The following is a 26,986-nucleotide window of genomic DNA, read 5'->3' on the forward strand; positions in this document are numbered from 1 at the left end:
CCGATCGGATGGCCTTGACCAGCACTTCTCCAAGGTGGACGGCGCCGGCGGGCCGAGGCAAGTGTGCACCCTCCCGCAGTATCTTGCCGAACTTCGCAAGATTCTGCGGTTCTTGCTCTTGTTAACTCGCGTAACACGTTGCTAACGTGACGACAATCTCGCAGAGAACAGAGGAACCTCTCTATAGAAGGAGTCCGCGATGGCGGCACGTTCCACCCGGTTGAGGCGATTCACAGCAATAGCGGCGGCGGTCGGTTTGACTGCGGTCATGGGAGCCTGCGGGGGCGGCTCGGACGAGGCGAGCTCGGACGGAACGGTGACGCTGGAGTTCGCCCAGTGGTGGGCGCCCGAGCTGCCGTCCGGGTCGTTCGACAAGATCATCAACGACTTCCAGACGGCCAACCCGACCATCAAGGTCAAGCTGCTCAGCGCGCCCTACGCGTCGACCAAGCAGCAGCTGGTCACCGGGGCTGCCTCGAAGACGCTGCCCGACGTGGTCGGCCTCGACGGCGCCTGGGTCAACGACTTCGCCAAGCAGGGCGCCATCGCCGACATGTCCAAGCTGATGACCGACGCCGGCTACGACGCCTCCCAGCTGGCCAGCCAGGTGCAGGTCGAGGGCAAGACCTACATGGTCCCGGTCGTCAACTTCGTCTACCCGCTGTTCGTCAACCAGGACCTGCTCACCAAGGCCGGCGTCAGCAAGGTGCCGAGCACCCGCACCGAGTTCGCCGACGCGGCCAAGAAGATCAGCGCCACCGGCGGCAACGTCAAGGGCTGGGCGCTCCCGCTCGACACCGCCGTCCCCAACGGCATCCAGAACGACGTCATGTCGTGGCTGTGGGCCTCCGGCGGCAGCATGCTGGCCGACGGCAAGCCGGCCCTGCAGACCCCGCAGGTCAAGAGCGTCGTCGAGTACGTGAAGAGCCTGAACGACGCCGGCGTCATCGCGCCCGGCTCGCTCACCATGAAAGAGCAGGACAAGGTCGAGAAGTTCACCACCGGCCAGGTCGGCATGGTGGTCGACTCGCTCGCCCACATCAACCTGGTCAAGAAGAACAACCCCGACCTCAAGTTCACCGTCGCGCCCATCCCGGCCGAGGACGGCTACACCGGCAAGCGCGGCATCCCGTACGCGTCCTGGGGCATCGGCGTCGCCAACTCCTCGGAGCACAAGGCCGAGGCGTTCAAGCTCGTCCAGTTCCTGATGGACGCCAAGGCCAACGCCGAACTGGCCACGCTGGCCAACGGCTTCCCCGGCAACAAGACCGCGAAGCCCGACTTCACCGACAGCGACCCGCTGTTCAAGCAGGCCTTCGACATCTACTCCGAGGGCACCCCGGCCAACGAGTTCGTCGGCCTGCCCAAGTCGGAAGACCTCATGCGCAGCTTCGACGAGCAGCTCCAGCTGGTGCTGACCGGCAAGGGCTCGGTCGACGACGCCCTCGCCAAGTCCCAGGAGAACTGGTCCTCGGTTATCGAATAGGCCGCCCGGGCGCCGTGCCGGCCTGACCGGCGCGGCGCCCGACCAAGGAGACTGCAATGACAACCGCGCCCGCGGACCCCATCATCAAGCAGGACCGCGTACCGCCGTCCGAGCCGCCCGCCCCCGCGGCGAAGCGCTCCACGGTGGCCCGGCGCCTGATCCCGTTCGGCTATCTGTCCCCGACGATCGTGCTGATCGCGCTCCTGATGATCGTCCCGATCGTCATGGTGATCAGCTACTCGTTCCGGGACAACGTGATCGTCCAGGAGAACTCGGTCTTCGCCGGCCTGGCCAACTACACCGAGGTCTTGACCGACCCCGACTTCCTGGCCGCCATCAAGAACACCGGCATCTTCATCACCGTCAGCATGGTGGCCCACCTGCTGCTCGGCCTGGGCTTCGCGATGATGCTGAACAGCCCCCTGCTGGGCAACGTCACCAAGAGCCTGTTCCGGGTCGTCTACGTGCTGCCGTGGCTGTTCACCATCGCCGTGATCGCCGTCATCTGGCGGCTGCTGCTCGACCCGTCCGGCGTGGTCAACTACGTGCTGAACGCGCTGGGCCTGATCGACCAGGGGGTGGACTGGCTCGGCAGCCCCAGCACGGCGCTGTGGGTCGTCACGTTCGCCAACATCTGGTCCGGCTACCCGTTCTTCATGATCAGCCTGCTGGCCGGCTTGCAGGGCATCCCCGGCGAGCTGTACGAGGCGGCCTCGGTCGACGGGGCCAGCCCGTGGCGCAAGTTCGTCCACGTGACCCTGCCCCAGCTGCGCCCGGTGATCATCAGCATGGCCGTGCTCGACCTGATCTGGACGTCCCAGCAGTTCGCCCTCATCTGGATGATGACCGGCGGCGGGCCGCTGAACTCCACCGAGATGCTCAGCACCTTCACCTACAAGCTGGCCTTCAGCGAGTACGAGTTCGCGACCGCCTCGGCCAGCGCCGTGATCGTGCTGCTGCTGACGATGATCCTGGCCTTCTTCTACGTCCGTCAGCAAAGGGAGCGGTGACATGGCGACAGTGATGCCCGACAAGGCCGCGCCCGGCATGACCCCGCGTACGCGCCGCATCCTGATGAAGACCGCGCTGTTCCTCGGCCTGGCCCTCGGCGCGATCTTCGCCGGCGCCCCGGTGCTGTGGATGCTCTCGACCTCGTTCAAGAGCAACGGCGAGGTGTTCGAGAACCCGCCCAAGCTGATCACCGAGAACTTCTCGCTCGACGCCTACACGGCCATCCTGACCAACGGCGCGCAGCTGCGGTTCTTCCTGAACAGCTACATCGTGGCCATCGCGGTGACGGTGCTGACCCTGCTGGTGGCTCTGCTGGCCGCCTACGCGTTCAGCCGGTTCACCTTCCCGTTCTCGAAGACCATCAACGCCGTGATCGTCAGCGTCCAGGCGGTGCCGCCGATCACGCTGGTGATTCCCTACTTCGGTCTCGTGGTGGGGCTGGGCCTCTACAACACGTACCCGGGCCTGATCCTGACCCACATGGTCTTCACCCTGCCCTACGCGATCATCATGCTGACCGCGTACTTCAACACCCTGCCCAAAGAGCTGGACGAATCCGTCAAGGTCGACGGAGGAAGCAGCTGGACGGCGCTGTGGCGGATCCTCGTGCCCATCTCGGTGCCCGGCATGATCGCGGTCGGGGTCTACACGTTCATGATCTCGTGGAACGAGTACCTGTTCGCGCTCTCGCTGACCCGCACCGACGACATGCGGACGGTCCCGATCGGCATCCAGCTGCTCATGGGCCAGCACTCCTACGAGTGGAACCAGATGATGGCGATGAGCATCCTCGGGTCCATCCCGGTCCTCATCCTCTTCCTGGTCTTCCAGCGGCGCTTCATCGGAGGCCTCACCTCCGGCGCCGTCAAAGCCTGAATCACCCCCTGTTTATTGCGGAGATCCCGCAACCAAGAAGGAGAAACCCGTAATGCTGGTAACCGGAAAGCGGATCCTCGACGTCGCGAACGAGCACAGCTTCGCCGTGCCCGCCTTCAACATCAGCGACTGGGCGATGCTCAAGGGCATCGTGGAGATCAGCGAGGAGACCAACGCCCCCCTCATCGTGGCCATCCACCCCGACGAGGTGGCCCACATCGGCCGCGAGATGATCGCCGGCATCATCGCCCGGGCCCACACCGCGCGGGTGCCCGTCGCGATCCACTGGGACCACGGCGCCACCTACGAGCAGGCCCTCACGGCCGCCCAGTTCGGCTTCACCTCGGTGATGATCGACGCCTCGATGAAGCCGTTCGACGAGAACCTGGCCATCACGCGCAAGGTCACGGAGTCGGCCCACGTGCTCGGCATCTCGGTCGAGGGTGAGCTCGGCACGATCGGTGGCAATGACACGTACGCCGAAGGTGGCTCGGACACGATCATCTACACCGACCCCGACGACGCCGTCACCTACGTCGAGCAGACCGGCGTGGACAGCCTCGCCATCGCCATCGGCACCTTCCACGGCATGTACCCGGCCAACATGAAGCCCGAACTCAAGCTCGACCTGCTCAAGGAGATCAAGGGCCGGGTCGGCATCCCGCTGGTGCTGCACGGCGGCTCCGGCAACCCGGACGACGAGATCCGCGAGGCCGCCCGCATCGGCATCAACAAAATCAACATCTCGACCGACATCAAGGTCGCCTACCACAACAAGATGCGCGAGGTTCTCGGCAACGACCCCAAGACCCGCGAGCCCAACGCGATCCAGCCGGCCTGCATCGAGGCCATGAACGTGGTCGCCGCCCAGAAGATCGAGCTGTTCGGCGCCGCCGGCAAGGCCTCGCTGTACTGACATGAGCGACGCGTCCCGTGTACTCCTGGGCCTCGGCGGTTGCGTCGACTACGAGCTGAAGCTGACCGCGGGTGTTCTGGAGGAGCTTGTCGCCTCGTACGGCATCGGCTTCGCGGAACTCGGTTCGGCGGGGCCGGTGGCGAGCGAGCGGGACCTGGTCGTGTCGATTCTCGGGTACGTCGCGCGGGGCGGGGGAGGCGAGCACTACGTCGCCTCCGCCCCGGCGCTCGAGAGCTTCGCCGACCGGTTCCCGCACCGCCAGACGCTGGGCGGAACGTCGGTGCGGGCGGGGATCCTCATGGACCGGCTCGGCATCCCGTCGACGTGGCACCTGGTGAGCGTCAACGACACCGTACGGCGGTTGGCGCCCGCCTCGACGGCGTACTTCTCGTCGAGTTCTGAGGACACCACGTACCCGCACCTGATCGTGCAGTACGACAAGGGGCTTCGGGTGGCGGTGGGGGACGTCGTGATCGAGGCGCCGTTCCCGAACCGGCTGATCTACGTGAACGACCCGGCCAACGACACGATGGTGCTCGATTCCACCCTCGGGGAGCGGCTGGGGCAAGCCGAGGTCTTCCTCATCTCCGGCTTCAACGCCATGCGGGACAAGGAATTGCTGGACCGGCGCTTGGCCGAACTACGCGAGCACATGCGCCAGCTGCCTTCCTCCGCGGTCACGTATTTCGAGGATGCCGCCTATCACGAGCCGTCGTTCAGCGGCCGCGTCCGGGAAGCGCTGCTCGACCGGATCGACATCTACGGGCTCAACGAGGACGAACTGCAGTCCTACCTCGACCGGTCGGTGGACCTTCTTTCCGTACGCGAAACAGTGGCCGCCCTGGCCGATGTCCGCACGTTGATCCCGGCGCCGACGCTCGTGTTGCACACGAAGTATTGGGCGCTCGCCGTGGGGGACGAGGCTTCGGCGTACGCGTCGGCACTGGACATGGGGACTGTCATGGCGGCGACCCGGTACGTGCACGGTGATGCGTTCACCGAATCCGACGTGGCGGCGCTGCGGACCCGTCCACGCCGGCGGTCAGCGGTCGAGTTCGCGGCGGCACTAGAGGCCCGGCTCGGAGCGTCGGTGCGGTGCATTCCCGGCTTCTCGCTGGACGTCGCCAACCCCACGACGGTCGGGTTGGGCGACACTTTCGTCGGTGGCTTTCTCTCCGCACTCGCTAAGGACGCTTGATGACGGTCGTAACACTGCCAGCCAACCAACCTTCGACGTTTTATCGCGGCGCGGGGCGGATCGCCGAGTTCCGCAACGTGCCGGCGAACCCTGATCGGCCCGAGGACTGGGTGGGGTCGGTGTCGACCCGGTTCGACCTCGCGCCGTCCGGGCTGTCGGCGCTGCCGGACGGGCGGCTGCTGATCGACGCGATCACGGCCGAGCCGCGCTACTGGCTCGGACCGGATCGGGCGGACACGGGGGTGCTGGTAAAGCTGCTCGACGCGGGGCAGCGGCTGCCGTTACACGTACACCCGGACCGGAGTTTTGCGAACGCGCACTTGGCGTCGCCGTACGGCAAGACCGAGGCCTGGGTGATCGTGTCGGCTCGGCCGGACGCGTTCGTGCACCTGGGGTTCGCCCGCGATGTCCAACCGGATGAGCTGGCGGGCTGGGTTTCGGCCCAGAAAACCGACGAGATGCTGGCGGCGACGAATCGCATCCCGGTGGCGGCCGGCGACGCGATCCTGTGCCCGGCGGGCGTGCCGCACGCGATCGGCGACGGGATCCTGCTCGTGGAGATCCAGGAGCCGACGGACTTCTCGGTGCTGCTCGAGTACGAGGGGTTCGGGCTCAGCGACGGACACCTGAACCTGGGGTACGACCTGGCGCTTCAGTGCGTGGACCGCAAGGCGTGGTCGCCGGCGCGGCTCGAAGAACTGCGAGGAGCGCCCGACCGCCTGCTACCGGCCGCAGCCGACGAGTTCTTCAAAGCCGAGCGCCTGTACGGAGGAGACCGGGTGGCCCGAGGCTTCAGCGTGCTCGTGGTGGTCTCCGGGGAAGGCACACTCGCGGGGGAGAACGACAACCTGCAGGTCCGCCGAGGGGACACGCTGCTCATCCCGTACGAGGCAGGGCAGCTGCAGCTCAGCGGCTCAGCCGAAGCGATCCGCCTGACGGGCAACTGAGTCAGCGGAACCAGTCGGCCAGGCGGCGCGGCATGTCGTTCGTACGGACCTCAGCGTCCGGCGCCGCCCGGCCGACCGCATCGGCGAACTCCTCGAAGCCGCTGCCGGTCAGCACGTAGAAGACGCGCCCGTCCCGCCGGACCACGACGGACGACCCCTGGTCGGCGGGAAAACCGATCTCCTCCACCTCAGCCAGAGGGATGCGGTAGAGCGCCAGAGGAGCGCGGAGCCGCAGCTCGGTGTCGGTGAGGGTCAGCTTGTAAATCATGTGCCGGGAGGCCCACCACCAGCCCATGGGGATGGCGATAAGCAGGAACAGGGTCTCAGCCCACCAAGGGGCGGCATCGATGAAAATCGCAAAGATCGGGAACGCGACCGTGGCTACGGCCATCAGCGGGAAGATGAGCCAGGCGCCCCGATAGCGGTATGTTCGCTCCACCATGGACATGGTCTTTACCCAGCTGCTTGGTGTCTTGCACCCGGATTGTTGTGGGTGAAAACCGCTTATTTCTTGCGCTTTGACGGCCGGGGACGAGGGCGCTCACGCAAGCTGGAAAACCGTCTCTATGCTTTGCGTGAGCGCCCTCGTCCCCGGCCTTGCCGGGGGAATACCTTGATCTAGCGTCGTGGTCGGCGCCTCTCTGATTGCATGGCTGGGCTGGGGAAACCCGCTGCGGGTTGGTGGTCTGGCTTCCGCGTTGTGGTCGCAACTGGGCGGTCTCGTCACCCGGGCGGGCCTGGGTGGTGGGTCTCGCGTTCGCACCGTGCCGGTTGCGCTTGTGGGTGGTTGCGGTCTTCTTGCGGCCTTCGGCCGCTGACACGAAGCCCGGCGGCTTCGGCCGTTGGTCGGGGCGGTAGGCCGGTACAACGCCTGGGTTTGAGCTGCTGCTTGTAGGTGACAGACAATTCACGACCGGCACGGGTCACGATCAGATCATGCTGGCGAAGCAACCGGATGAGTCGGCACGACCCTGCCATGCCGTACTCCCGCGTTAAGCTGGTTCTCTGACGCAATCGGCTGATCCGAAGAAGGATCGCCGGCCTTCAGATGCGCCCGAATGGCATCCGCCAGTTGATCTGCAGGGGGAGTCGGTCCGTCGCGGTCGATCGCAGCCGGACCGGCTGCCCGCCGTCGCCGCGGCAGACGAGCAGTGGGCCATCCGGGATGCGCAACTAAGGTGCCTCAGCAGGCCGGTTTTGGTCCTTTTGGTACGTTGCATCGCAATCGTGCCGCTGGAGAAGGTCAGCACTCTTTCATCGGTTGAAGGCATGCTCGATATATTTTTGTTGGGGCTGGTCAAGAGCCCACAGTCCACTTGGGTCTTGGGCGTTCGAGACGGCTCGGACGGGCAGTGATCCGAGTATGCCCGCAACTAAGATCCAAAGTGGTGTGTACCATACTGGTCCTCATGCTCATTGCTTGAACCGATGTGAGGGCGAATGAAGCTCACCACCCTGGCACTCAATAACTATCGCAGCATTACTACCACTGCGATGAACGACTGCAGTTCACTCAACGTTCTAATTGGACGAAATAATTCAGGTAAATCAAATTTGCTTTCAGCTTTAGTCTTCTTCTTTCGGCACATCAATCCTGAAAGCGGATTGGCGGAGATTGCGCGGTCGCGTAACAACTTCTACACCACCACCTCTAGTGCTGCCGAACATGCACTCGTTTCAGCAACCTTCCGGTTATCGGCGGCCGAACAGGTGCAGCTCGCTGAAGAAATCGCGAATGAGGCGCCGCAGGTAAGGAATACCCTTGATGGGCTGACAAGTTTCGTGAACCTCCGAATTAAGCTACATCTAATTAGGAGCCTAAGTGTTGCATACATCGAGTCAATCTACCTTAGTGATCCTGAGGCTGAAAGTGAAAGGAGCCTTTTAGGCGTTTCCGCGGCGTCAGCTGCCGAACTTGCTAAGCAGCATTTTGACGTTCGAAAGATTCAGTCGGCGATCGATGGGCTAAAGAAGGCGGTGGAGCGAGCCAACGCCGACGCCGAGCGGTTCGCTTCGGCAGATAGGGAAGGTGTTCGCAGTTTGCTATTGAATCGCGTCCTCGAGGAAGTTCCTCAAGGCGAAAGAGCCGAGCTGCGGAGTCGGCTTAGTGTTTCGCCGCCGTCCAAATGGCGTACCGAAATAGAGGAAGTTCAAGCCGCTTATGTCGAGCGTTTGCAAGCCGAAAAATCGCGTGAATTAAGGAACAGCCTCGACACTTTTGCTGGGGCGGCTAACACACTGCCCGGCTACATCAAGAATCTTCTCCAGCGCGTACGAGACATAAAGGTGCTTTACCTTAACGAACAACGCATGCCTGTGGGTCCACGTGAAGCAGCGCAGCTGCTGCTACTCAAGGTCCGACGAGGTGGCACAAACGAACTCCAAACAATCCAGAGTACCGTCGCAGGCCTTCTAGGTGTGCAGATTGATGCTTTCGAGAGTGGCGAGACGGGAGCGCGCATAGCCGGCCGAGAGGCGACTGCAGAGATGGATGTTGACAACTTCCTAGTTCAAGTTAACGGTTCTGGCGTTCGCGAAGCCCTGCGACTTATTCTTGATGTACGATTCAATAGTCCAGATATTCTACTGGTCGAAGAACCGGAAGTGCATCTGCATCCTGCTCTCGAACTTAACATGTTGCAATTCTTAAGCCAACAGAGCACTACGGCGCAAGTTTTCTTAACCACTCATTCGACGAATTTTCTGGACGCTGCTGATACGAGCAATATCTATCTCGTTACGAGAGGAGACTCCACCTCTGTGCGGCAGCTAACGCAGGATGAGTCGGAAGCCGAGATTCCGAAAGAGCTAGGTTTACGGCTTAGTTCTGTTTTTATGTATGACCGCTTAGTTTTCGTAGAAGGCCCATCTGATGAGGCGATTCTCCGTGAATTCGCCTTCAAGCTTGGCCTTAATTTGAGCAAGCGCAGTATCGGCTTCGTCTCGATGGGCGGCGCGCGGAACTCCGCTCATTTCGCGAATTCATCCACAATGGAGCTACTGTCGCGGCGGCAAGTCAGGTCGTGGTTCGTAATCGACCGAGATGAACGCAGCGAAAGCGAAGTAGAGCGGTTACTGCGTATGTCTCCTGAAACCGCAACGTTGCACGTTCTTGCTCGTCGGGAGCTTGAGAACTTTCTCCTAGACGAGGAAGCGCTTGCCGCCTTCATTAGCTTGAAAAGCAGTGGCAGAGCTGCACCCGACCCTGCTGAAATTTCCCAAGTTCTTAACGAGGTTGCCGAAGAGCTTAGGGATGTGGCGGTTGGCAAAGCGATTGCGCAGCGATTTTGTGCTCCGTTGTACTTTGATAGGAGCCAGCTGGGTGCGGCCGGAGGTCGGGCGGCGGCCGTTGCCTTGGAGCAGCTTTCCAGAATGAACGAGCGGATATCTGAAATGATTGGTCAGGTGGACGTCGAGGCAGCTGAAATAGCCGCCGATATCGACGCGAAATGGGCGCTAATAAAGTTCAACATCATACCAGGAACTGAGCTGCTGGATGCGGTTCTCAAAAGATACAATCTCCGGTACAGAAAGGATCGGGATGGCGCTGCAATTGCGTCGCTTATCGCGGAAGGTAAGGTGGACCCGTCAGTGGCCGAATTGTTGCGAAGTATCGTTTATGCAGAATGAAGTGAACTATCTCCTGCTCACCTCGCGTGTTGGCAGTATGGGTAATCGCGCCCATGGCTGCCAGCGATCGCGCTGCACAGCAAGCTGCTTTGAAGAAATTATGACCGTCATGACGAACTTTTGTCGAGACGGTGTACTTCATGGACGTCCCAGCCTTTAAGTGAACTGTTGCGTGGCATACAGCGGCCCAAACTGGGATGGTGGTGATAGGGCTAGAGCTGCTGGGTCAGGTTGAGCATGTTGCCGTCGGGGTCTTGTACGTGGGCTACTCGTTGGCCCCAGGGCATGTTGTTGGGTGGGCTGGGTGCGAGGCCGCCGGCGGAAATCACTACGGGGAGCAGGGCGTCTACGTCTTCTACGTCGGCTGTGAGGGTGATTCTGACGGGAGCGCCGATCTGGGTGTCGGCCTCCTGCGTCAGCCCCAGCTTGGTTTCGCCGATTGTCAGCTCTGCGTAGAAGTCGGGGACGCTGAGGGTTTGGGTTGCGCCTAGGACCTGCTCGTAGAAGGTGCGCAGGCGGGGGAGGTCGGGCGTGCTGATGATGGGCTGGATCGAGGTCATAGGGGGTTGACCTTGTCGGGGCCCGGAACTCATCGGTCAGTCGGTGGTGGAGCGGTTGGTGCTGCGAGGGTCGGTGACTCGGTGAGCGGCGTAGATGTCGCCGCGGCGGGCTTTGGTGCGCCAGGGCAGGGCCTTGTTGAGGGCGACGTCCAGGGCTGGGTCGGTGCGGTCCAGGTCGATGCAGATCAGGTCGGGGGCGTCGGGTTGGGCTCGTTGTAAGACGTAGCCGTGCGGGCCGATCAGGGTTGACGAGGTGGTGGGGGCGCACTGCGCGGGGACTGCCATGCTGACCCAGAAGCTGTTGGTGGCGGCGTAAGCCCTCGCTATGACTTCGAAGATGGGGTCTTCGGAGTAGGTGGAGAAGAGGACGCAGTCGACGTCCAGGGCGCGCTGCTCCAGCCACAGCTCGGGGAAGTTGACCTCTATGCAGAGCAGGCAGCCGAAGCGGAAGCCGTCCACCTCGAAGGTGCAAGGGTGGTCGCCGGGGGTGTAGAAGCCGGTGATCTCGGAGTGGGAGAGCCAGCGCTTGTCGTAGCGCTCGGTCAAGGCACCGCGGTCGTTGATTACCCATAGTGAGTTGTGGGGGCGATGGGGCGCGGACAGGCGGTGGTTGCCGCCTACCACGGTCCAGATGCGAAGCTCGGCGGCCAGGGCCATCGTCTGGTGCAGCTCTTCAGTGACCGGCGCCCAGTCGATGTGCCAGCCGGCGAAGTGTGGCTTGGCGGGGCCCACGTAGCCGGACAGGGCGCCCTCGCTGAAGTGGATCAGGCGGGCGCCCTGGTCGGCGGCCTGGCGCATCGCGGTGCGGATCGCTGGGCCGTTCGCTCGGGGGTCGGTGGTGACCTCGGTCTGGGCCACTGCGATGCGGATCTTGTCGGCTGTGGTCATGGCCGCACGATTGCTGTTCGTGCCTGGTTGATGTGGTGCAGGATGGCGTGGGCCTCGTGGGCCTGGGCGATGGCCTGCGCCTCGTCGAGTGTGGCTATGGCGTCGGGGCGGCGGTTCTGGGCGGCGGCGATGTAGGCCAGGCCGACCATGTTGGAGGCCAGGCCGGGGTAGTTGCCTGTCTCGCGGCGCAGGCGGGACGACTCCTCCAGCTGGTCGCGGGCCGCGTCGAGGCGGCCGGCGGAGTGGGAGGCGATGCCCAGGTGCCGCAGCGCCTCGGACTGCGTCGCCTTGTCGCCGGTTTCGGCGGCCAGCCGGTTCGACTGCTCCAGGTACGGCAGGGCAGTCTCGTTGTCGCGCCGGATGTACTGGTGGAGGCAGCCGATCCAGAACAGGGCTTCGGCCTCGCCGCGGTTGTCGCCCGCGGCCCGGTACAACTCGAGGGCGCGTTCGAACAGCGGCAGCTCGGTCGGATCCTCCACCGGCGAGGAGCCGGGGGCGCTCTGGAATCGCGCGTGGGCGATCTTGCCGCGGGCCAGCGCCGTGTCGGCCTCGACCGCGTTCAGGGCCGACTCGGCGTCGGCGAGCGAGCTCGCGTCGCCCGCATAGACGGCTCGCTCGTACGCTTCTCGGGCTTGCTGGAATCGGTTCAGTCCGGGTCTTCCTTCACTCGGGCCACCAACTGGGTGGGGTTGACGAAGCGCAGGGCAATGACCAGCAGGACGAGCATAGAGCTTGTGTAGAGGACGGCCATGGCGTCGACCGACTGCTGGGCTCGGATGCCGGCGGCGGACATGGAGTAGTAGAGAGCCACCACCAGCGTCTGGGAATCGGGGCCGGCGGTCAGGAAAGTCAGCTCGAACATTCCCACCGTACGGACCAGGACCAGGATCGAGGCGGCCAGAATTCCGGGGACCAGGAGCGGGGCCAGGATCCGGGCGAAGATTTGCCAGGTGCGGGCGCCGCACATGCGGGCTGCTCGTTCGATCGCCGGGTCGATCTGTTCGATGAAGGGAGTCATCGTGAGGATGACGAAGGGGATGGACGGCACCAGGTTGGCCAGCACCACGCCGGTCAGGTGGCCGGCAAAGCCGTACTTGTAAAGGACTGTGGCGAGGGGGATGCCGTACGTGATCGGTGGCATCAAAATCGGGAGCAGGAACAGCAGGTAGACCAGGCGGCGGCCGGGGAAAGAGCGGCGGGCCAAGACGTACGAGGCGGGGACGCCGACCAGGACGGAGATCGCGACCACCAGGACCGCGACTTCGAGGGTGACCAGCATGACGTCGAGCAGGCCGAATTCGGTCCAGGCGGTGGCGTACCACTTGGTCGTCCAGCCTTGGGGTAGCCAGGTGTCGAACCAGCGCTCGCCGAACGAGTTGACCACCACCGAGGCGATGACGCCGGCCAGGTTGATGAGGAAGAACGCGACCGCGCCCCAGATGAGCCACGAGGTGGGGGAGGCGACGATGCGGCGGCGCGGCGGTGCCTCCGGGCGGGATAGAACAGCAGTCATCCCTTGCCTCCAGTTGAGCCGGTGTAGAGCAGGGAACGCAGGCCGAGCACGATGGCCACGACCAGCAGCTCGACCACGCCCATGACTACGGCGATGGCGCTGCCCAAGGGATAGTCGTAGACCTCGTACGCGGCGTGGTAGGCGGCGATCGAGATGACCCGGGTCGAGCCGGCGGGGTCGCCGACCAGGACGGCGGACGGGAAGACGCTGAAGGCCAGCACGAACGTGAGGCAGAACGTGGTGGCCAGGCCGGGCGCCAGCAGGGGCAGGGTGATGCGCTGGAAGCGTTGGCGGCGGCCGGCTCCGAGGGTGGCGGCGGCGCGTTCCAACGTCGGGTCGATGCCGGAGAGGTACGACAGGATGAGCAGGAACGCGAACGGGAAACCGGTGATGACGAGCGAGAAGAAGACGCCCCAGTAGTTGTTGGTGAGGCGGATCGGCTCGTCGACGAAGAACAGCAGGCGGTTGAACCAGCCCGTGGGACCGAGATAGTTGAGCAGGCCCTCGGCGGTGAGCACGGTGCCCAGGGTGATCGGCACGACCAGAACTGTTGTCAGCAAACGCTTTCCGCGGAAGCGGCCGCGCATACGGTAGGCGATCGGCACCGAGGCGGCAACGTTGAGGATGGCAGCGGGCAGGGCCAGCCCCAGCGTCGTGGCGATGGTGTCGCGCTGGTAGGCGTCGGCGAAGAACGTGCGGTACGCGCCGAACACGCCACCCTCGGCCGGTTGGAACGACAGGCCTATCCCGTACGCGAAGGGGTAGACGAACAAGGCCAGCACACAGGCCAATCCCGGTACGAGCAACCACAGCTGCCGGTCGATGCCGCGCTCGGCCAGGCGATGCCGCCACGCCACCTGACTCATGACGGGAACACCAGCACCCGCGAAGGGGTGGCCGTGACCGTGATCTGGTCGCCCGGGGAGGGGCGCGTGGCCGCCCGCAGGTGCACCGCGACGCCGGACTGCGTGCGGGCCTCGACGGCCAGCTCGCGGCCCTGGTACTCGACCACCTCGACGGTGACCGGCACGCCGTTTCCGCCCTCGTGCAGGTCTTCGGGGCGGATGCCGGCGACCACGTCGTCGCCGGGGGAGACGGGGCCGGCGGGGGTGCCTTCGAGAGTGAGGCCCGAGCCCTCGACGGCCACGACCTCGCCGTGCACCGCCTTCACCTTCATGGGCAGCAGGTTGCGGTAGCCCATGAAGTCGGCGACGTGGCGGTTGGCCGGGCGCTCGTGCAGCTCCTCGGGGGTGCCGATCTGTTCGACGCGGCCGTCGCGCAGCACGACCAGGCGGTCGGCCAGGGACAGCGCCTCCTCCTGGTCGTGCGTCACGTAAACCGTGGTGAGGCCCAGGGTCTGGTGCAGGCGACGGATTTCGGTGCGCATCTCGAGGCGGAGCTTGGCGTCCAGGTTGGACAAGGGCTCGTCCATCAGGACCAGAGAAGGCTCGAGCACCACCGCCCGGGCGATGGCCACACGTTGCTGCTGGCCGCCGGAGAGCTGACCTGGCAGCTTCTTCGCGTGCTCCTCCAGGCGTACGAGGGAAATGGCCTGATCGGTTCGGCGGCGCACCTCATCGCGGGGAAGCCGGCGCATCTGCAGGCCGAAGGCGATGTTCTTGCGCACCGAGAGGTGCGGGAACAGCGCGTAGCTCTGGAACACCATGCCGAAGCCGCGACGCTCCGGGGGCAGGGTGTCGAGCCGGGCGCCGTCCTGCCAGATGCTGCCTTCCGAGAGCGGCAGCAGGCCGGCCAGGCAGTTCAGGGCGGTCGACTTGCCGCAGCCGGACGGACCGAGCAGGGCGATGAACTCGCCCCGCCGGATCGTCAGGCTCAGGCCGGCCAGCGCGTCCTTGCCGCCGAAGCGCCGGCGCACGCCGTCGAGGCGCAGTTCCTCGAAGCCGGTCACTTCTTCACCTTCGCGCCGCCGATCTCGCGGTCCCAGCGGTCGAACGCGGTCACCAGGGACTTGGCGTCCAGCGGGACCTCGACGGGGTGGTCGGCGATGAGCTGTTCGTACTCGGGACGGCCGAACTCGGCGAGCGCCTGCTGGCTGTCGGCGGGGGCCATGCTCAGCGTCACGTCTTTGACGGCCGGGCCGGGGTAGAAGTAGCCCTTGTCGTACGCCTTGGCCTGCTGCTCGGGCGTGAGCATGTCTTTCAGCAGGTTGAGGATGGCGGCCTGCTTGGCCACGGGCACGCCGCGCGGGATGACGGCGTAGTGCGCGTCGGTGACCCAGTGGAAGCCCTCGAGCGTGCCGACCTTCGCCTCTTTGGGGACGGTGCCGAGGACGCGGGGGTTGATGTCCCAGCCGGTGGTGGTGGCGATGATTTTGGCCGAGCCGTTGGCCAGGTTCTTCATCGTCTCGGAGGTGCTGGACGGGTAGAGGGTCACGTACTTGTTGAGCTCGGCCAGGTACGCCCACGTCTTGGACCAGCCGTTGACCGGGTCTTTCGGGTCGCTGTCGCCGAGCAGGTAGGGCAGGCCCATGAGGAAGGTGCGGCCCGGTCCGGAGTTCGACGGGCGGGCGTACTGCACTGCCCCGGGGTTCGCTTTCGCGTACGCGAGAAGCTCTTCAGCCGTCTTCGGGGGATTCTGCAGAGTGGGCAGGTATTCGATGAGCGGACCGGACGGGTAGTAGGTGACCGTCACGCCGTAGTCGCCGGCCAGTTTCTGCATGGCGGCCGCGCCGGGCAGGTAGTTGCTCATGCCGGGCAGCCGCGCCGACTGCGCGGGCAGCAGCGTCGTCCACAGGCCCTGGTCGATGCCGGCGGCCAGGCCGTCCACGCCGGTCAGCACGAGGTCGATGTCGACCCGGTTGGCCGCCTGCTGCGCCTTCACCTTGCCGACCAGTTCGGGCGCGGTGGCCTTGGAGTAGGTGACCTTCTGGATCTGGTCTTTGTTCTTGGCGGCGAAGCCGTCGATCATGCCCTGGGTCAGCTGCAGGTTGCCGGCGACGTCAAGAACGTTGAGGGTGACGGCGCTGTCCGGCTTCTCGGGCACCGGGCCGTCGGTGGCGCCGCTGCTGCTGTTGGGACTGTCGGGAGCGCCGCAGGCGGCGACGAGCAGGGTGGCGGCGGCTGCGATGACGATTCTCGTACGAGCCATGGGGTGCCCTTCGTCAGCGGGCGGGACCGGTGGAGCCCCGCACCATGAGGTGGGTGGGCAGTTCACGCCGGACTTCCTGGTGGCTGTCCAGCAGGCGCAGCAGGAGGTCCACGCCGGCCTGGCCGGCCTCCTCCTTGGGCAGGGCGACGGTGGTGAGGGCGGGATGGACCATCTCGGCCAGGGGGATGTCGTCGAAGCCGAGCACGCTGAGGTCGTCCGGCACGGCGACCCCGCGGGCCGCGAACCGGTGCAGCAGGCCGAGCGCGACCAGGTCGTTGTAGGCGATCACCGCGGTGACCTCGGTGGCCAGCACCCGGTCGGCGATCGAGACGCCGCCGTGGAACTGGGGCGCCACGTTGCCCATCTCGCAGAGCTCGACGCCGGACTTGCGCGCGACCGCCCGCAGCGAGCGCACCCGCTCGCGGTTGGCCCACGACCGGCGCGGCCCGGCCACGTACGCGATCCGCTGGTGTCCGAGAGCAACCAGGTGACTGATCGCCTGGCGCATCCCGTCGAGAAATTCGGCGGTCACCGACGGAACGCCCGCGATGCGGCGGTAGACCAGCACGGTCGGCACCTCGGCGGCCAACGTGCGCAGCTCGGGCTCGGCCATCCGCGGCGAGCACAGCACGATGCCGTCGACCTGCTTGGCCAGCTTGCGCACGAGCCCGGCCTCGGCCGCCGGATCCTCGTCGGTGTCGGCCAGGAAGACGGCGTGGTCGGCCTCGTGCGCGCGGCCCTGCACACCCTTGACGATGCTGGGGAAGAACGGGTTGGCCAGGTCGGGCACGAGCAGCCCGAGGTTGCCGGTGCGGCCGGTGATCAGGCCGCGGGCGGCCCGGTTGGGGTGGTAGCCGAGGCTGGCCGCGACCTCGCGCACCCGCTCGCGGGTGGTAGGCCGGACGACCTCGGGATTCGACAGCGCCCGGGTCACCGTGGCCGTCGACACGCCGGCCACGCGTGCCACCTCTTTGATGGTCACTGCCACGTGGCCCAGCTTGTGATCTGTCACGAGATCAAGTCAAGGCATCGAGCATGATCACTGTAAACCTTTTCATCGAGCGACAAAGGTGGGCGGCGCTGTGCATGCTGGTGGCATGAACGCGTACCCGGACTTCACCGACGAACAGCTGGCCGTCCTCCGCACGTACGGGACGGAGCGGGCGACGACCGTCGGCGAGGTCGTCTACTCGCCCGCCGATGCGCGCAACCCGCTGGTGGTCGTGCTGGCCGGCGAGATCGAGGTGCGCGACGAGTCGCAGGGCCACGACGTCGAATTCGCGCGGTTCGGGGCGGGCACGTTCGTGGGCGAGCTCAACCTGCTGACCGGGCAGCGGCCGTACGTGACCGCGCGCGTCACGGTCGCGGGCCGGGTGGTGCCGATCGAGGCCGAACAGCTGCGCACGTTGCTGGAGCGCGAGACGGAGCTGGCTGACCTGCTGGTCAATGCGATGATCGCCCGGCGCAAGCTGCGGCTGGCCGACAGCGCCGACCATGCGGTCATCGAGATCGTCGGGACGGCGCGGTCGGAGGCGACGCTGGCGCTGCGCACCTTCCTGGGCCGCAACTCGGTGCCGTACCGGTACGTCGAGGCCGAGGCGCCGGGCGACGACCTGCCGGTCGCGGTGACGCCGGATGTGGTTCTGCCTCGGGCCACGCCGGGGCGGCTCGCCGAAGCGCTCGGGCTCACCCTGGCCGCGGGCGACGACCGGCCGTACGACGTGGCCGTGGTCGGCGCCGGGCCGGCCGGGCTGGCCGCGGCCGTCTACGGCGCCTCGGAAGGGTTGCGGGTGGTGGTGTTCGACGCGACCGCACCCGGCGGGCAGGCCGGCACGAGCTCGCGCATCGAGAACTACCTCGGCTTCCCGGGCGGCATCTCGGGGGCCGAACTGACCACGCGGGCCACGTTCCAGGCCCAGCGGTTCGGCGCCCGGCTGGTCAGCCCGTGCCGGGTGGCCGCGGTCGAGCCGTCGGACGCGGGTTTCGTGGTGACACTGACCGACGGTGCGCGCACCTCCGCCCGTACGGTCGTGGTCGCCGCCGGGGCCGAATACCGCCGACTGCCGTTGGCCGGGTGGGATCAGCTCGAAGGGGCGGGCATCTACTTCGCGGCGACCGAGCTGGAGGCCGAACTGTGCGCGGGCGCCGACGCGATCGTGCTCGGGGGCGGCAACTCGGCCGGGCAGGCGGCCATCTATCTGGCCCGGCGCTGCCGTCGCGTCACGATCGTCATCCGGCGGGAATCGCTCAGCGAATCGATGTCGCAGTATCTGATCGACCGCATCGAGGGCCACGAGCGCATCGACGTGGCCGCCAATACCGAGATCAGTGCGCTGCGCGGCGAGGATCACCTGGACGGGGTGGAATTGCGTGACACCCGTACGGACGTCAGGCGCGAAAGCGAGGCCAGGGCGCTGTTCTGCTTCATCGGCGCCCGCCCCGCCACCACCTGGCTGCCGGCCGAGGTCCAGCGCGACGAGGACGGCTTCGTGCTCACCGACGTGGCCCTCGACCGCAAGCGCCTGCCCTACGAGACCTCGCTCGACGGCGTGTTCGCGGCCGGCGACGTGCGGCTCGGCTCGATGAAACGCGTGGCCGCCGCGGTGGGCGAGGGCTCGTCGGTGATCCGCTCGGTGCACGAATATCTCGAACCGCGCTGAGGGCTGTCACAGAACTGTCATGCGTAGCGAGCGAGCCCTCCGGGGAAGGTCAAGGCGACAACGACCTTGGGAGAAACGCATGACTGTCACGGGAATCATCACCGCCATCGTCGTCGGGCTCATCGTGGGCGCGCTGGGGCGGCTCGTCGTGCCGGGGCGGCAGAACATCGCGCTCTGGCTGACGATGCTCATCGGTGTCGTGGCCGCGCTGCTGGGCACGGCGCTGGCCCGCGCGGCCGGGATCGGCACGGACGGCTTCAGCCTGCTCGAGCTGGTCATCCAGGTGGCGCTGGCCGCCGTGGGCGTCGCCCTCGTGGCCGGCACCTACGGTCGCCGGCGCGCGGTGCGCTGACCGTCATCGGATCGTCATGCGCTCGGGGCGGCGCCGCCACATGAGGCGATCATCCTGAGGGCGAGGGGCACCAGCCGCACCACCGGGCGGCGTCCGCGGGGAGCGCCGCGGACGCCGCCTTCTCTCGTCTAACGGCAGGTCCACTTGAGGGGGCGGTTGGCCGCGACCTCGGAGTCGGTGTTGTCGTAGCTGTAGCCGGCCGCCGTTTTGCCGTCCGCGCTGTAGGCGGTGATCATGTACTCCCGCATCTTCTGGTATCTCGGCAGGTCGACGACCTTCTTGCCGGCGATGATGACCGGGCCCACGGCCACGCCGGCCACCCAGCCGTTCTCGGCGCCGTACGCGCTGGGAGAGAGCTCGGTCGCCAGCTTCTCGTACTTGCCGGTGGCGATCGAGTAGCGGTACGACGTGAAGTCGCGGGTGCGGTCGCTGTCGTACACGGCCCGGCCGTACAGCCAGCCGTTGCTGATGGTGTCGGTCCAGAAGTAGTCGGCGCCCTTGGGACGGGGCAGCAGGCGTCCGGTGCCGTCCGGCCGCCACAGGTAGGTGGTGCCTTCGCCGACGCCCTGGTAGACCGCGCCGACGATCGTGCCGTCCTCGCCGATGAGGTTGGCGTCGGCATGGGGGTAACCGGACGGCAGCTTGAGCTTCTCCGGTGTCGCGCGGGACGACGCCCACTTGACCGGTGTGCCCTCCATGGAGGGGTCGCCCAGTGAACCGACGATGAGGCCGCTGTCGTCGATGGCGGAGGGGGCGCCCGGTCCGCCCTTCAGCCGCGTCACCGTGCCGCCCTCCAGCACGTACCCGTACTGCTGGTCGCCCTCGAAGCTGGAGCCGACCGCTACACCGGACGAGTTGATGGCGCGGAAGCCGGCGTCGTCGCCCGGCATCTTCGGCACGGGCTGGAGCACGCCGTCCTTCCACAGCACCGTGTGCACCCCGCTGGGCGGATAGACCCGCCCGGCGAAGTAGCGCCCGGTCGGGTCGCCCGCCGTGACCAGCGCCTTCTTGATCCCGCCACTCGGCAGCAGGGTCACCTTGCAGTTCTTCGGCACGGGCGCCGGCGCCTTCGAGGCAACGGTGACCGGCGGGACCGGCTTGACCGGGGCCGGCTCGTCGCGCAGGGCCGCCGTGGCCAGGGTGCCGCCGCCCGCCGCGACCGCGGTCACCGCGACCAGGGCCACCCCGCCCGACCAGCGCCGGGTGCGGCGCCGTCGCCGGCCCTCGGCCATGGTGCGCTCGACGTCCACGGTCGACGGCAGCGGTGGCTCGTCGGGCATCGTGCGCAGGATCCGCACCGCGGGGTCGTCCTCGGTCATGTCTCTCTTCTCCTCCGTCATCGCCGGTCCTGGACGGTGGCGGCGGGCAGGTCGTCGAAGATCAGGCGGAGCCGGTCGAGCGCGTGCGCGGACTGGCTCTTCACCGTGCCCTCGGAGCAGCCGAGGACCTGGGCCACCTCTTTGACCGGCTGGTCGCACAGGAACCGCAGCACCACGACCGCGCGCTGCCGGGGCGGCAGGCTCATCAGGGCTGTGCGCACCACCGACTGCTCCTCGACCTCGCCGGCCGGCGGCGTGCCCGCGGCCCGCTCGGGCAGCCAGTCGAGCAGCGCGACCTTCCACCAGCCGCGCCGGCGCTCGTCCAGGAAGACCCGGACCAGCATCGTGTTGACGTAGGCGTCGATGTTCTCGACGTGGCTGATCCGCGGCCAGCGCGAGTACAGCTTGGTCAGCGTCTCCTGCACGATGTCGTCGGCGCCGTGCGAGTCACCGCACAACAGGTAGGCCGCCCGTCGCAGGCCGCCCACCCGGCCCCGCACGAAGGACAGGTATTCGCTGTCGGTTCTCCTCGGCATCCCCGCTCCCTGTCACCGTCACTGCGTACCCGACGCGGAATCGACGGCGATCGGTTGGGTCAGGCGGGAAGATTTCTTCGGGCCAGCATGTAGCCGTACGGAGGTTCGGAGCCCTCGGCCGGTGTGCTGCCCTGGAAGACCAGCGTGTAGCCGGCCGCGGTGAGCAGGTCTTCCATCTCGCGCGGGGAGAGCCAGTACCGGTCGAAGTCGATGCCCAGTTCGGCCACCCGGCCGCCGGGGAGGTTGCGACGCCGGGTGCCGTCGCCGTGCTTGAAGGCCGCGATCAGGTAGCCGCCCGGCCGGACGACCCGGGCCAGCTCGGTGAAGGCGGGCGTGCGGGCGTCCGGGGCCAGGAAGATCAGCGAGTACCAGCACACCACCCCGGCCAGCGAGGCGTCGGCGAAGGGCAGCGCGCGCACGTCGGCCACCTCGTAGGCGAAGCCCGGGTTGTCCCGCCGCGCCACCTCGACCATCTTCGGCGAGAGGTCGACCCCGCGCGGGGACAGGCCCCGGCTCGCCAGGTAGGGCAGGAGCCGGCCGGTGCCGCAGCCGACGTCCGCCACCTCGGGCCCCACGGCCGCGGTCACCTCGGCGAACAGGTCGAGCATGGCGCGCTCGACCGGCATGCTTTCGAGCAGCCCGGTCAGGTTCTTCGCGTACCACTCGGAAAGCACGTCGTGCGCGTCCCGCAGTTCCTCGGTGCCGGCATCCATTGGCGCAATCTACGGGGTGCCCGCCGCGAACGCGACGGCGATCAGCCCCGTCACGAACACAGTGGCCAGTCCGGCGCCCATCGCGAGCAGGATCGAGCGGCCGCGCCGGGCGATCAGCCCGGTCACGACCATCCCGGCCAGCAGCGCCACGAAATCGCCGAGGCCGCCGGTCGCCACGCCGCGCAGGGTCGCGCCGAGCAGGGCCGCGATGGCCACCGGGAACACCAGATCGGTGATCCGGGTCGTCCAGGCGGGCAGCTTGAGATGGCGCCCGGCGACCAGGAACGACAGCCGCAGGGCGAGCGTGCCGGCCGCCGCGGCCAGGATGACCAGCCACATCATGACGAGACCTTCTTTCCCGTACGGATGACGGACCCGGCCGCCACCCCGGCGATCATGGCGACGGCCAGCCCGGCGCTGCCCGGCAAGGTGGCCAGCGCCGCCCCGCCGACCGCGGCGGTCCCGGCCGCGGTCAGGCTCCGCCGGTCCTTGACGGCGCCCGTCAGCAGCGCGACGAAGCACAACGGGGCGGCCGCCGACAACACCTTCAGATCCGGCACCACGGACGGCATGAGCACCCCGGCCCCGGTGACGAGCTGCCACCAAATCCACAGCACAACCGCCCCGCCGAGGTAATAGGCGGGCTCTCGCCGTTTCTCCTGAGCCAGCACGTAGGACGGGTCGATCAGCAGGTAGCCGGCCAGCACGCGCCAGCCGAGCGGCCGGTCCCGCCACAGCGGAGCCATGGCCGCGCTGTAGAACAGCAGCCGCGCGTTGATGACGAGCGCGACGACGATGGCCGTGAGCCCGGCGCCGCCCACGTACGCGCTTACGAGGGCGAGCTGAGCCGAGCCGGAGTAGATCAGCGACGAAGTGGCCCAGGCGGCGAGGCGGCCGGTCGGCATCTGCCCGAGAGCCAGGCCCAGGGTGAGGCCCTGCGGAGTCACCGCCAGCATCAGCGGCACCATCGCCTGGGCGCCCGCGCGCCACGCCGGGGTCTCCGGGACGGGCGGTGAGATCAGTGTGGTGGTCATGCCGAGGACTCTTCCGGGGCGGGCCGGCTCAACCTTGGCGACGATGTGGCGATTACCTGGAGAAGCTCGCGGGGTTATGGTCCGGGCGTGACCTTCGTCTTCGAGGATCTGGAGCTCGATCTCGGCACCGTCGAGCTGCGCCGGGCCGGCGTGCGCGTGCCGATGGAGCCGCAGACCTTCGAGGTGCTCGGCTATCTGGTGACCCACCGGGAGAGGGTGGTGTCCAAGGAGGAGCTGATGGACGCCGTCTGGGGCGGGCGGTTCGTCAGCGAGTCGGCCGTGACCAGCCGGATCAAGCAGGCGCGGCAGGCGGTCGGGGACAACGGGCAGGCGCAGCGGCTGATCCGGACCGTGCACGGCAAGGGCTATCGCTTCGTGGGTACGGTCGCGGCGGCCGCGCCTGTGTCGGTGCGGCACGATCCGGTGCGGTACGCGGTCAGCGACGGGCTGCACCTGGCCTATCAGGTGACCGGGGGCGGCGAGCGGGACATCGTGCTGGTGCCCGGCTTCGTCTCGCACCTCGAGCTGGACTGGGCCGAGCCCCGGCACGCCGCCTTCCTCGATCGGCTGGGCTCGATGGGGCGGCTCATCAGGTTCGACAAGCGGGGCACCGGCCTGTCCGACCGGCCCAGCGGCGTGCCGGACCTGGAGACCCGCATGCACGACGTGCTCGCCGTCATGGACGCGGCCGGGTCACGCCGGGCCGTGCTGTTCGGGTATTCCGAGGGCGGGCCGATGGCGGCTCTGCTGGCGGCCATGCACCCGGATCGGGTCGAGGCGCTGATCCTGTACGGCTCGTACGCCAAGCGGGAGCGGTCGGCCGACTATCCGTGGGCGCCGACCCGGGCCGAGCGCGAGGCCTACGTGGACCGGCTCGCGGGGGAGTGGAGCTGGGAGGCCGACATGCGGGTCATGGCGCCCTCGGCCGACGAGGCGATGGCGCGCTGGTGGGGGCAGCGGGCGCGGGCCTCGGCCACCCCGTCCACGGTGCGGGCCCTGATCGCCATGAACACGCTGGTCGACGTGCGGGACGCGCTCGGCTCGATCCGGGTGCCCACGCTGGTGCTGCACCGCCGGGGCGACCAGGACAGCCGGGTCGAGGAGGGCCGCTACCTGGCCCGCAACATTCCGGGGGCGGCCTTCGCCGAGCTGCCGGGCACGGACCACTTCGTGGCGGTCGACTCGGACCAGATCCTGGACCAGGTCGCGGAGTTCCTGGCCGGGGCGCGGGCGGCGGAATTGCCCCCGCTGGCGCTGGGCGCGGTTCTGGCCGTACGCGGGCCGGCGCCGGAGCTGTCGGCGGTGCGCACGGCTCGCACCCCCGGGGGCACGACGATCGCCGTCTACGACGGGCCGGCCACCGCCATCCGGGACGTGCTCGGCGTCCGGCGGCGGGAAGGTGTGCGCTTCGGACTGCACATCGCGGAATTAGCTCGTACGGGGAACGTGGTTGACGGCCCCGGAGTGCGGGTGGCGGAGGCGCTGGCCGAGCGGGCCGAACCGGGCGAACTGCTCGTCTCGGCGACCGTGCGCGATCTGGTGGCCGCCTCCGGAATCACGCTGGAGCGGGCCGGCGACGACGCCTACCGGCCCGGTTGAGCGGAGTCGCCGTCCTTGGATTCGACCTGGGTGGTGGCGGGGTGACCTGGCGATAATCACGTGGCGACGTAGCGGTTCTTGCCCGCGTTCTTCGCGGCGTACATGGCGGCGTCGGCCTGACCGACCAGGTCGTCGGCCGTGCTGTCGCGGTCGCTGACGGCGATGCCGATGCTGGCCGAGACCCGCGCCTCTTCGCCGTTGACGTCGATGGGAGCGCGGACCCCGGCGATGACGCGTTCGGCGGCCGAACGGGCGTCGGCCGGACTCTCGATGTCCTCCAGGATCACGGCGAACTCGTCGCCGCCGAACCGGGCCACCGTGTCGGCCGCGCGCAGCGAGGTGCGCAGCCGGTCGCCGACCGTGCGCAGCACCAGGTCGCCCGCGTTGTGGCCGAGCCGGTCGTTGACCTCCTTGAAGCCGTCGAGGTCGATGAACAGCACCGCGAGCCGCCCGCCGGTGCGGCCGCGGGTGGCCACGGCGTGGGTCAGCCGGTCGTAGAACAGCAGGCGGTTGGCCAGGCCGGTGAGCGGGTCGTGGAACGCCAGATGGTGCAGTTCCTGCTCGCGCTCGCGCAACCGGGCCTCGACGTCCTCGCGGCGGGCGATGTCCTTGCGCAGGGCCGTGGTGGCCTGGTCGACCTGGAGCAGGGCGCGGTTGCGGCTGCCGGTGAGCACGGCGGTCATCAGGCACAGCAGCACGGTCAGGGCGGCCCCGGCGGCCAGGGTGAAGCGGCTCATCCCGCGGTCGGTGGCGTTGATCAGGCGGGTCGTGGGCCACAGGGTGAGCTCCCAGTGGCGCTGGCCCACGGTGAGCGCGCGCTGCCGCACCAGCGACTCGTCGGCCACCCGGCGGCCCGGGGCGGCCGTGGCCAGCACGGCGTGGGCCCCGGTGCCCTCGGCCAGGCTGGTCTGCACGGCGCCCTGTCCCCGGTCGTGCAGCGTCCGAGCCACGAAGTCCTGGCCGCGGACGGGCATCACGATCCAGCCCCGGAACACGTCGGGGGCCGACGAGCCGAGCCCGGAGTAGACCGGCGCGACGAACGAGATGGAGGTCTGGCGGGCGCCGGGGGCGAGATTGTCGTCGCGGATCAGGTAGTAGGCCGGGCTGATCGCGGTGCGGCCGCTGGCCTGTGCGGTGCGCAGAGCCTCGCCGGCCTGGGGGCGCTGGGCCAGGTCGACGCCGACGATGTTGGTGACGCTGTCGAACGTGCGCTCGAAGACCACGAAGTCGTGCGTCGAGGTGCCCGTGGCCGGCAGCAACTTGAGCTCGGAGGCGCCCCGGGCGCGCCAGAAGCGCTGCAGGGCGGGCACCTCGGGCCCGGTGGCGGCCACCACGAAGCTGATGCCGGCCGCCCCGGGCAGCCGGGCGCCGTCGAGCGTGGCGGTCATCCGGACGAAGTCGTCGCCGCGCAGGTCGGACTGGGCGCCCACGGCCGCCGCGAGGTCGCTGACGGTCTCGGTGTAGCGGGCGGCCCGATCGCCGACCGCGGCCGACAGCTCGGCCGCGTACCGGTCCATGACCTGCCCGGCGTACCGGTCCTCGCCGTCGTCGACGATGTCGTACGCGGCCACCGTCACCGCGCCGCCGGTGATCAGGACGGCGACCACCAGCAGCAGGCCGGCCCAGCCGCGTCCCCTCCGCACATAAGGCTGATCGGCACGAGCGTCCCGTCACTGAACCGCCCGGATCGGCACGGGCCGCCACCAGGTCAGGGCCCGCCACAGCCACTCGAGCGGCCCGTAGCGGAAGTGCCGCAGCCAGACGATGCTGAGCGCCGCCTGGATCACCCCGATCGCGAGGCCGGTCCACACGATCGGGGCAAAGCCCGACGCGTGGCCCAGGTCGAACAGGCGGTCGGCGAGCAGGATCAGCACCGACGCGAGCACGTAGTTGGTGAGGGCCATGCGCCCCATCGGGCCGAGCACCGCGTCGAGCGGGCGGCGGAGGCCCGTACGCATAAGCAAGAGAAACCCCACGGTGATCAGGAACGCGCAGACGGTGCCGGCCGGGAGGATCCGGTAGTTGGCAGGGTGGCCGACCCCCGCCTGCCACTGCAGCCACAGCATCACCGCGGTCACCGGCACCGCGCCGGCGAAGGCGATCCCCAGCTGCCGGGTCCGCTGGTCGAGGGTGTCGGGGATGCCGTACTGCGCGGTGGCCAGGCCCAGCAGGAACAGGCCGGGGATGATGAACAGCCCGTTGAACGTCAGGCTGGCGGCCAGGGTCAGCACGACGCCGAGCCCGAGCACCCAGCGCCGCGAGAGATAGGACGCGGGCAGCAGCACCACGATGCCGAACGCCGCGTAGAACTTCAGCACCTCGCCCGGCTGCAGCAGCGTGTGCAGGGCCGAGAAGACGCCGAGCCACAGCAGCCGGCGCAGCAGCACCAGCCGCGGCCGATCGGTGCGGTTGCCCGCGGTGCGCAGGAACAGCGCGAAGCTGATGCCGAACAGGAACGAGAAGATGGGGAACGGCCGCTGGATGAACAGCGCCTCCCACACGTACGCCCCGGGGTGGTCGGCCGCGGGGCCCTCGGGCCGGGGGAAACCGGTCATCTGGACGATGTTGAACTCGACGATGCCGGCCAGCGCGAGGCCGCGGAGGGCGTCGAGTTCATGAATGCGACGAGCCATGCATCAA

At 67.7% G+C, this 26,986-nt stretch carries 26 protein-coding genes; 10 read left to right on the forward strand and 16 right to left on the reverse strand.

Features of this window, described 5'->3' with window-relative positions:
• Positions 1-268: 268 nt before the first annotated feature.
• From OWR29_RS03780 to OWR29_RS03805, 6 genes are read left to right on the forward strand one after another with little or no spacing between them, the layout of a single operon-like run.
• Positions 269-1,486 carry an ABC transporter substrate-binding protein gene (locus OWR29_RS03780; protein ID WP_267560920.1) on the forward strand — a complete coding sequence of 406 codons (1,218 nt, stop codon included), beginning with the start codon at positions 269-271 and terminating at the stop codon, positions 1,484-1,486.
• 56 nt (positions 1,487-1,542) lie between these two features.
• Positions 1,543-2,496: a carbohydrate ABC transporter permease gene (locus tag OWR29_RS03785; RefSeq protein WP_267560922.1), complete on the forward strand. Its 954-nt coding sequence runs from the start codon at positions 1,543-1,545 to the stop codon at positions 2,494-2,496.
• A 1-nt stretch (position 2,497) separates the two neighbouring features.
• Positions 2,498-3,373 carry a carbohydrate ABC transporter permease gene (locus OWR29_RS03790; RefSeq protein ID WP_267560923.1) on the forward strand — a complete coding sequence of 292 codons (876 nt, stop codon included), beginning with the start codon at positions 2,498-2,500 and terminating at the stop codon, positions 3,371-3,373.
• Positions 3,374-3,425: 52 nt separating this feature from the next.
• The gene (locus tag OWR29_RS03795; RefSeq protein WP_267560924.1) at positions 3,426-4,289 is read left to right on the forward strand and encodes a ketose-bisphosphate aldolase; all 864 of its coding nucleotides are present in this window, start codon (positions 3,426-3,428) and stop codon (positions 4,287-4,289) included.
• A 1-nt stretch (position 4,290) separates the two neighbouring features.
• Positions 4,291-5,487 carry an ADP-dependent glucokinase/phosphofructokinase gene (locus OWR29_RS03800; RefSeq protein WP_267560925.1) on the forward strand — a complete coding sequence of 399 codons (1,197 nt, stop codon included), beginning with the start codon at positions 4,291-4,293 and terminating at the stop codon, positions 5,485-5,487.
• Positions 5,487-6,434 (forward strand): class I mannose-6-phosphate isomerase, encoded by a 948-nt coding sequence (locus OWR29_RS03805; protein ID WP_267560926.1) that lies wholly within the window; start codon positions 5,487-5,489, stop codon positions 6,432-6,434. Before OWR29_RS03800 ends, OWR29_RS03805 begins: the two co-directional genes overlap by 1 nt.
• Position 6,435: 1 nt before the next feature.
• On the opposite strand, the gene OWR29_RS03810 is transcribed toward OWR29_RS03805, so the two are convergent.
• Positions 6,436-6,876, reverse strand: coding sequence for a hypothetical protein (locus OWR29_RS03810; RefSeq protein WP_267560927.1), 441 nt, complete (start codon positions 6,874-6,876; stop codon positions 6,436-6,438).
• A gap of 998 nt (positions 6,877-7,874) precedes the next feature.
• Here OWR29_RS03810 and OWR29_RS03815 point away from each other — a divergent pair.
• Complete coding sequence (locus OWR29_RS03815; RefSeq protein ID WP_267560929.1) at positions 7,875-10,064, forward strand: AAA family ATPase; 2,190 nt, start codon at positions 7,875-7,877, stop codon at positions 10,062-10,064.
• 212 nt (positions 10,065-10,276) lie between these two features.
• Here OWR29_RS03815 and OWR29_RS03820 read toward each other — a convergent pair whose 3' ends face one another.
• The 8 genes from OWR29_RS03820 to OWR29_RS03855 form a co-directional block, all read right to left on the reverse strand.
• Entirely contained in the window at positions 10,277-10,624 is a 348-nt protein-coding gene (locus OWR29_RS03820; RefSeq protein WP_267560930.1) for a VOC family protein, read from the reverse strand.
• A 36-nt stretch (positions 10,625-10,660) separates the two neighbouring features.
• A complete protein-coding gene (locus tag OWR29_RS03825) occupies positions 10,661-11,512 on the reverse strand; it encodes a carbon-nitrogen hydrolase family protein (RefSeq protein ID WP_267560931.1) in 852 nt (283 codons plus the stop codon).
• On the reverse strand, positions 11,509-11,991 hold the full coding sequence (locus tag OWR29_RS03830) for a tetratricopeptide repeat protein (RefSeq protein ID WP_267560932.1): 483 nt from the start codon (positions 11,989-11,991) through the stop codon (positions 11,509-11,511). Before OWR29_RS03830 ends, OWR29_RS03825 begins: the two co-directional genes overlap by 4 nt.
• 167 nt (positions 11,992-12,158) lie before the next feature.
• Positions 12,159-13,025 carry an ABC transporter permease gene (locus OWR29_RS03835; RefSeq protein WP_267560934.1) on the reverse strand — a complete coding sequence of 289 codons (867 nt, stop codon included), beginning with the start codon at positions 13,023-13,025 and terminating at the stop codon, positions 12,159-12,161.
• Positions 13,022-13,891: an ABC transporter permease gene (locus tag OWR29_RS03840; protein WP_267560935.1), complete on the reverse strand. Its 870-nt coding sequence runs from the start codon at positions 13,889-13,891 to the stop codon at positions 13,022-13,024. Before OWR29_RS03840 ends, OWR29_RS03835 begins: the two co-directional genes overlap by 4 nt.
• Complete coding sequence (locus OWR29_RS03845) at positions 13,888-14,934, reverse strand: ABC transporter ATP-binding protein (RefSeq protein ID WP_267560937.1); 1,047 nt, start codon at positions 14,932-14,934, stop codon at positions 13,888-13,890. The genes OWR29_RS03840 and OWR29_RS03845 overlap by 4 nt, the downstream gene beginning before the upstream one ends.
• Positions 14,931-16,133: an extracellular solute-binding protein gene (locus OWR29_RS03850; RefSeq protein WP_267560939.1), complete on the reverse strand. Its 1,203-nt coding sequence runs from the start codon at positions 16,131-16,133 to the stop codon at positions 14,931-14,933. The genes OWR29_RS03845 and OWR29_RS03850 overlap by 4 nt, the downstream gene beginning before the upstream one ends.
• 13 nt (positions 16,134-16,146) lie before the next feature.
• On the reverse strand, positions 16,147-17,145 hold the full coding sequence (locus OWR29_RS03855; RefSeq protein WP_267560940.1) for a LacI family DNA-binding transcriptional regulator: 999 nt from the start codon (positions 17,143-17,145) through the stop codon (positions 16,147-16,149).
• Positions 17,146-17,230: 85 nt separating this feature from the next.
• Here OWR29_RS03855 and OWR29_RS03860 point away from each other — a divergent pair, with 85 nt between their 5' ends.
• The gene (locus OWR29_RS03860; protein WP_267560941.1) at positions 17,231-18,793 is read left to right on the forward strand and encodes an FAD-dependent oxidoreductase; all 1,563 of its coding nucleotides are present in this window, start codon (positions 17,231-17,233) and stop codon (positions 18,791-18,793) included.
• Positions 18,794-18,872: 79 nt separating this feature from the next.
• Positions 18,873-19,145, forward strand: coding sequence for a GlsB/YeaQ/YmgE family stress response membrane protein (locus OWR29_RS03865; RefSeq protein WP_267560942.1), 273 nt, complete (start codon positions 18,873-18,875; stop codon positions 19,143-19,145).
• Between the two features lie 128 nt (positions 19,146-19,273).
• Here the strand turns inward: OWR29_RS03865 and OWR29_RS03870 are convergent, their stop codons facing one another.
• The 5 genes from OWR29_RS03870 to OWR29_RS03890 are packed head-to-tail and all read right to left on the reverse strand — an operon-like array spanning position 19,274 to position 22,747.
• Complete coding sequence (locus OWR29_RS03870) at positions 19,274-20,464, reverse strand: hypothetical protein (RefSeq protein ID WP_267560944.1); 1,191 nt, start codon at positions 20,462-20,464, stop codon at positions 19,274-19,276.
• 17 nt (positions 20,465-20,481) lie between these two features.
• Positions 20,482-21,000, reverse strand: a complete 519-nt coding sequence (locus tag OWR29_RS03875) for a SigE family RNA polymerase sigma factor (protein WP_267560945.1) — start codon at positions 20,998-21,000, stop codon at positions 20,482-20,484.
• A gap of 59 nt (positions 21,001-21,059) precedes the next feature.
• Complete coding sequence (locus OWR29_RS03880; RefSeq protein ID WP_267560948.1) at positions 21,060-21,713, reverse strand: class I SAM-dependent methyltransferase; 654 nt, start codon at positions 21,711-21,713, stop codon at positions 21,060-21,062.
• A 9-nt stretch (positions 21,714-21,722) separates the two neighbouring features.
• The gene (locus OWR29_RS03885) at positions 21,723-22,055 is read right to left on the reverse strand and encodes an AzlD domain-containing protein (protein WP_267560949.1); all 333 of its coding nucleotides are present in this window, start codon (positions 22,053-22,055) and stop codon (positions 21,723-21,725) included.
• The gene (locus OWR29_RS03890) at positions 22,052-22,747 is read right to left on the reverse strand and encodes an AzlC family ABC transporter permease (protein WP_267560951.1); all 696 of its coding nucleotides are present in this window, start codon (positions 22,745-22,747) and stop codon (positions 22,052-22,054) included. The genes OWR29_RS03885 and OWR29_RS03890 overlap by 4 nt, the downstream gene beginning before the upstream one ends.
• Positions 22,748-22,834: 87 nt before the next feature.
• Between OWR29_RS03890 and OWR29_RS03895 the strand changes: the two genes are divergently transcribed.
• Positions 22,835-24,346: an alpha/beta hydrolase gene (locus OWR29_RS03895; RefSeq protein ID WP_267560952.1), complete on the forward strand. Its 1,512-nt coding sequence runs from the start codon at positions 22,835-22,837 to the stop codon at positions 24,344-24,346.
• Positions 24,347-24,402: 56 nt separating this feature from the next.
• Here the strand turns inward: OWR29_RS03895 and OWR29_RS03900 are convergent, their stop codons facing one another.
• Positions 24,403-25,989, reverse strand: coding sequence for a sensor domain-containing diguanylate cyclase (locus tag OWR29_RS03900; RefSeq protein ID WP_267560953.1), 1,587 nt, complete (start codon positions 25,987-25,989; stop codon positions 24,403-24,405).
• Positions 25,990-26,016: 27 nt separating this feature from the next.
• Positions 26,017-26,979 (reverse strand): DUF418 domain-containing protein, encoded by a 963-nt coding sequence (locus OWR29_RS03905; RefSeq protein WP_267560954.1) that lies wholly within the window; start codon positions 26,977-26,979, stop codon positions 26,017-26,019.
• Between the last annotated feature and the right edge of the window lie 7 nt (positions 26,980-26,986).

Origin of the sequence: Paractinoplanes pyxinae (assembly GCF_026626335.1) — a bacterium.
Classification (GTDB): domain Bacteria; phylum Actinomycetota; class Actinomycetes; order Mycobacteriales; family Micromonosporaceae; genus Actinoplanes; species Actinoplanes pyxinae.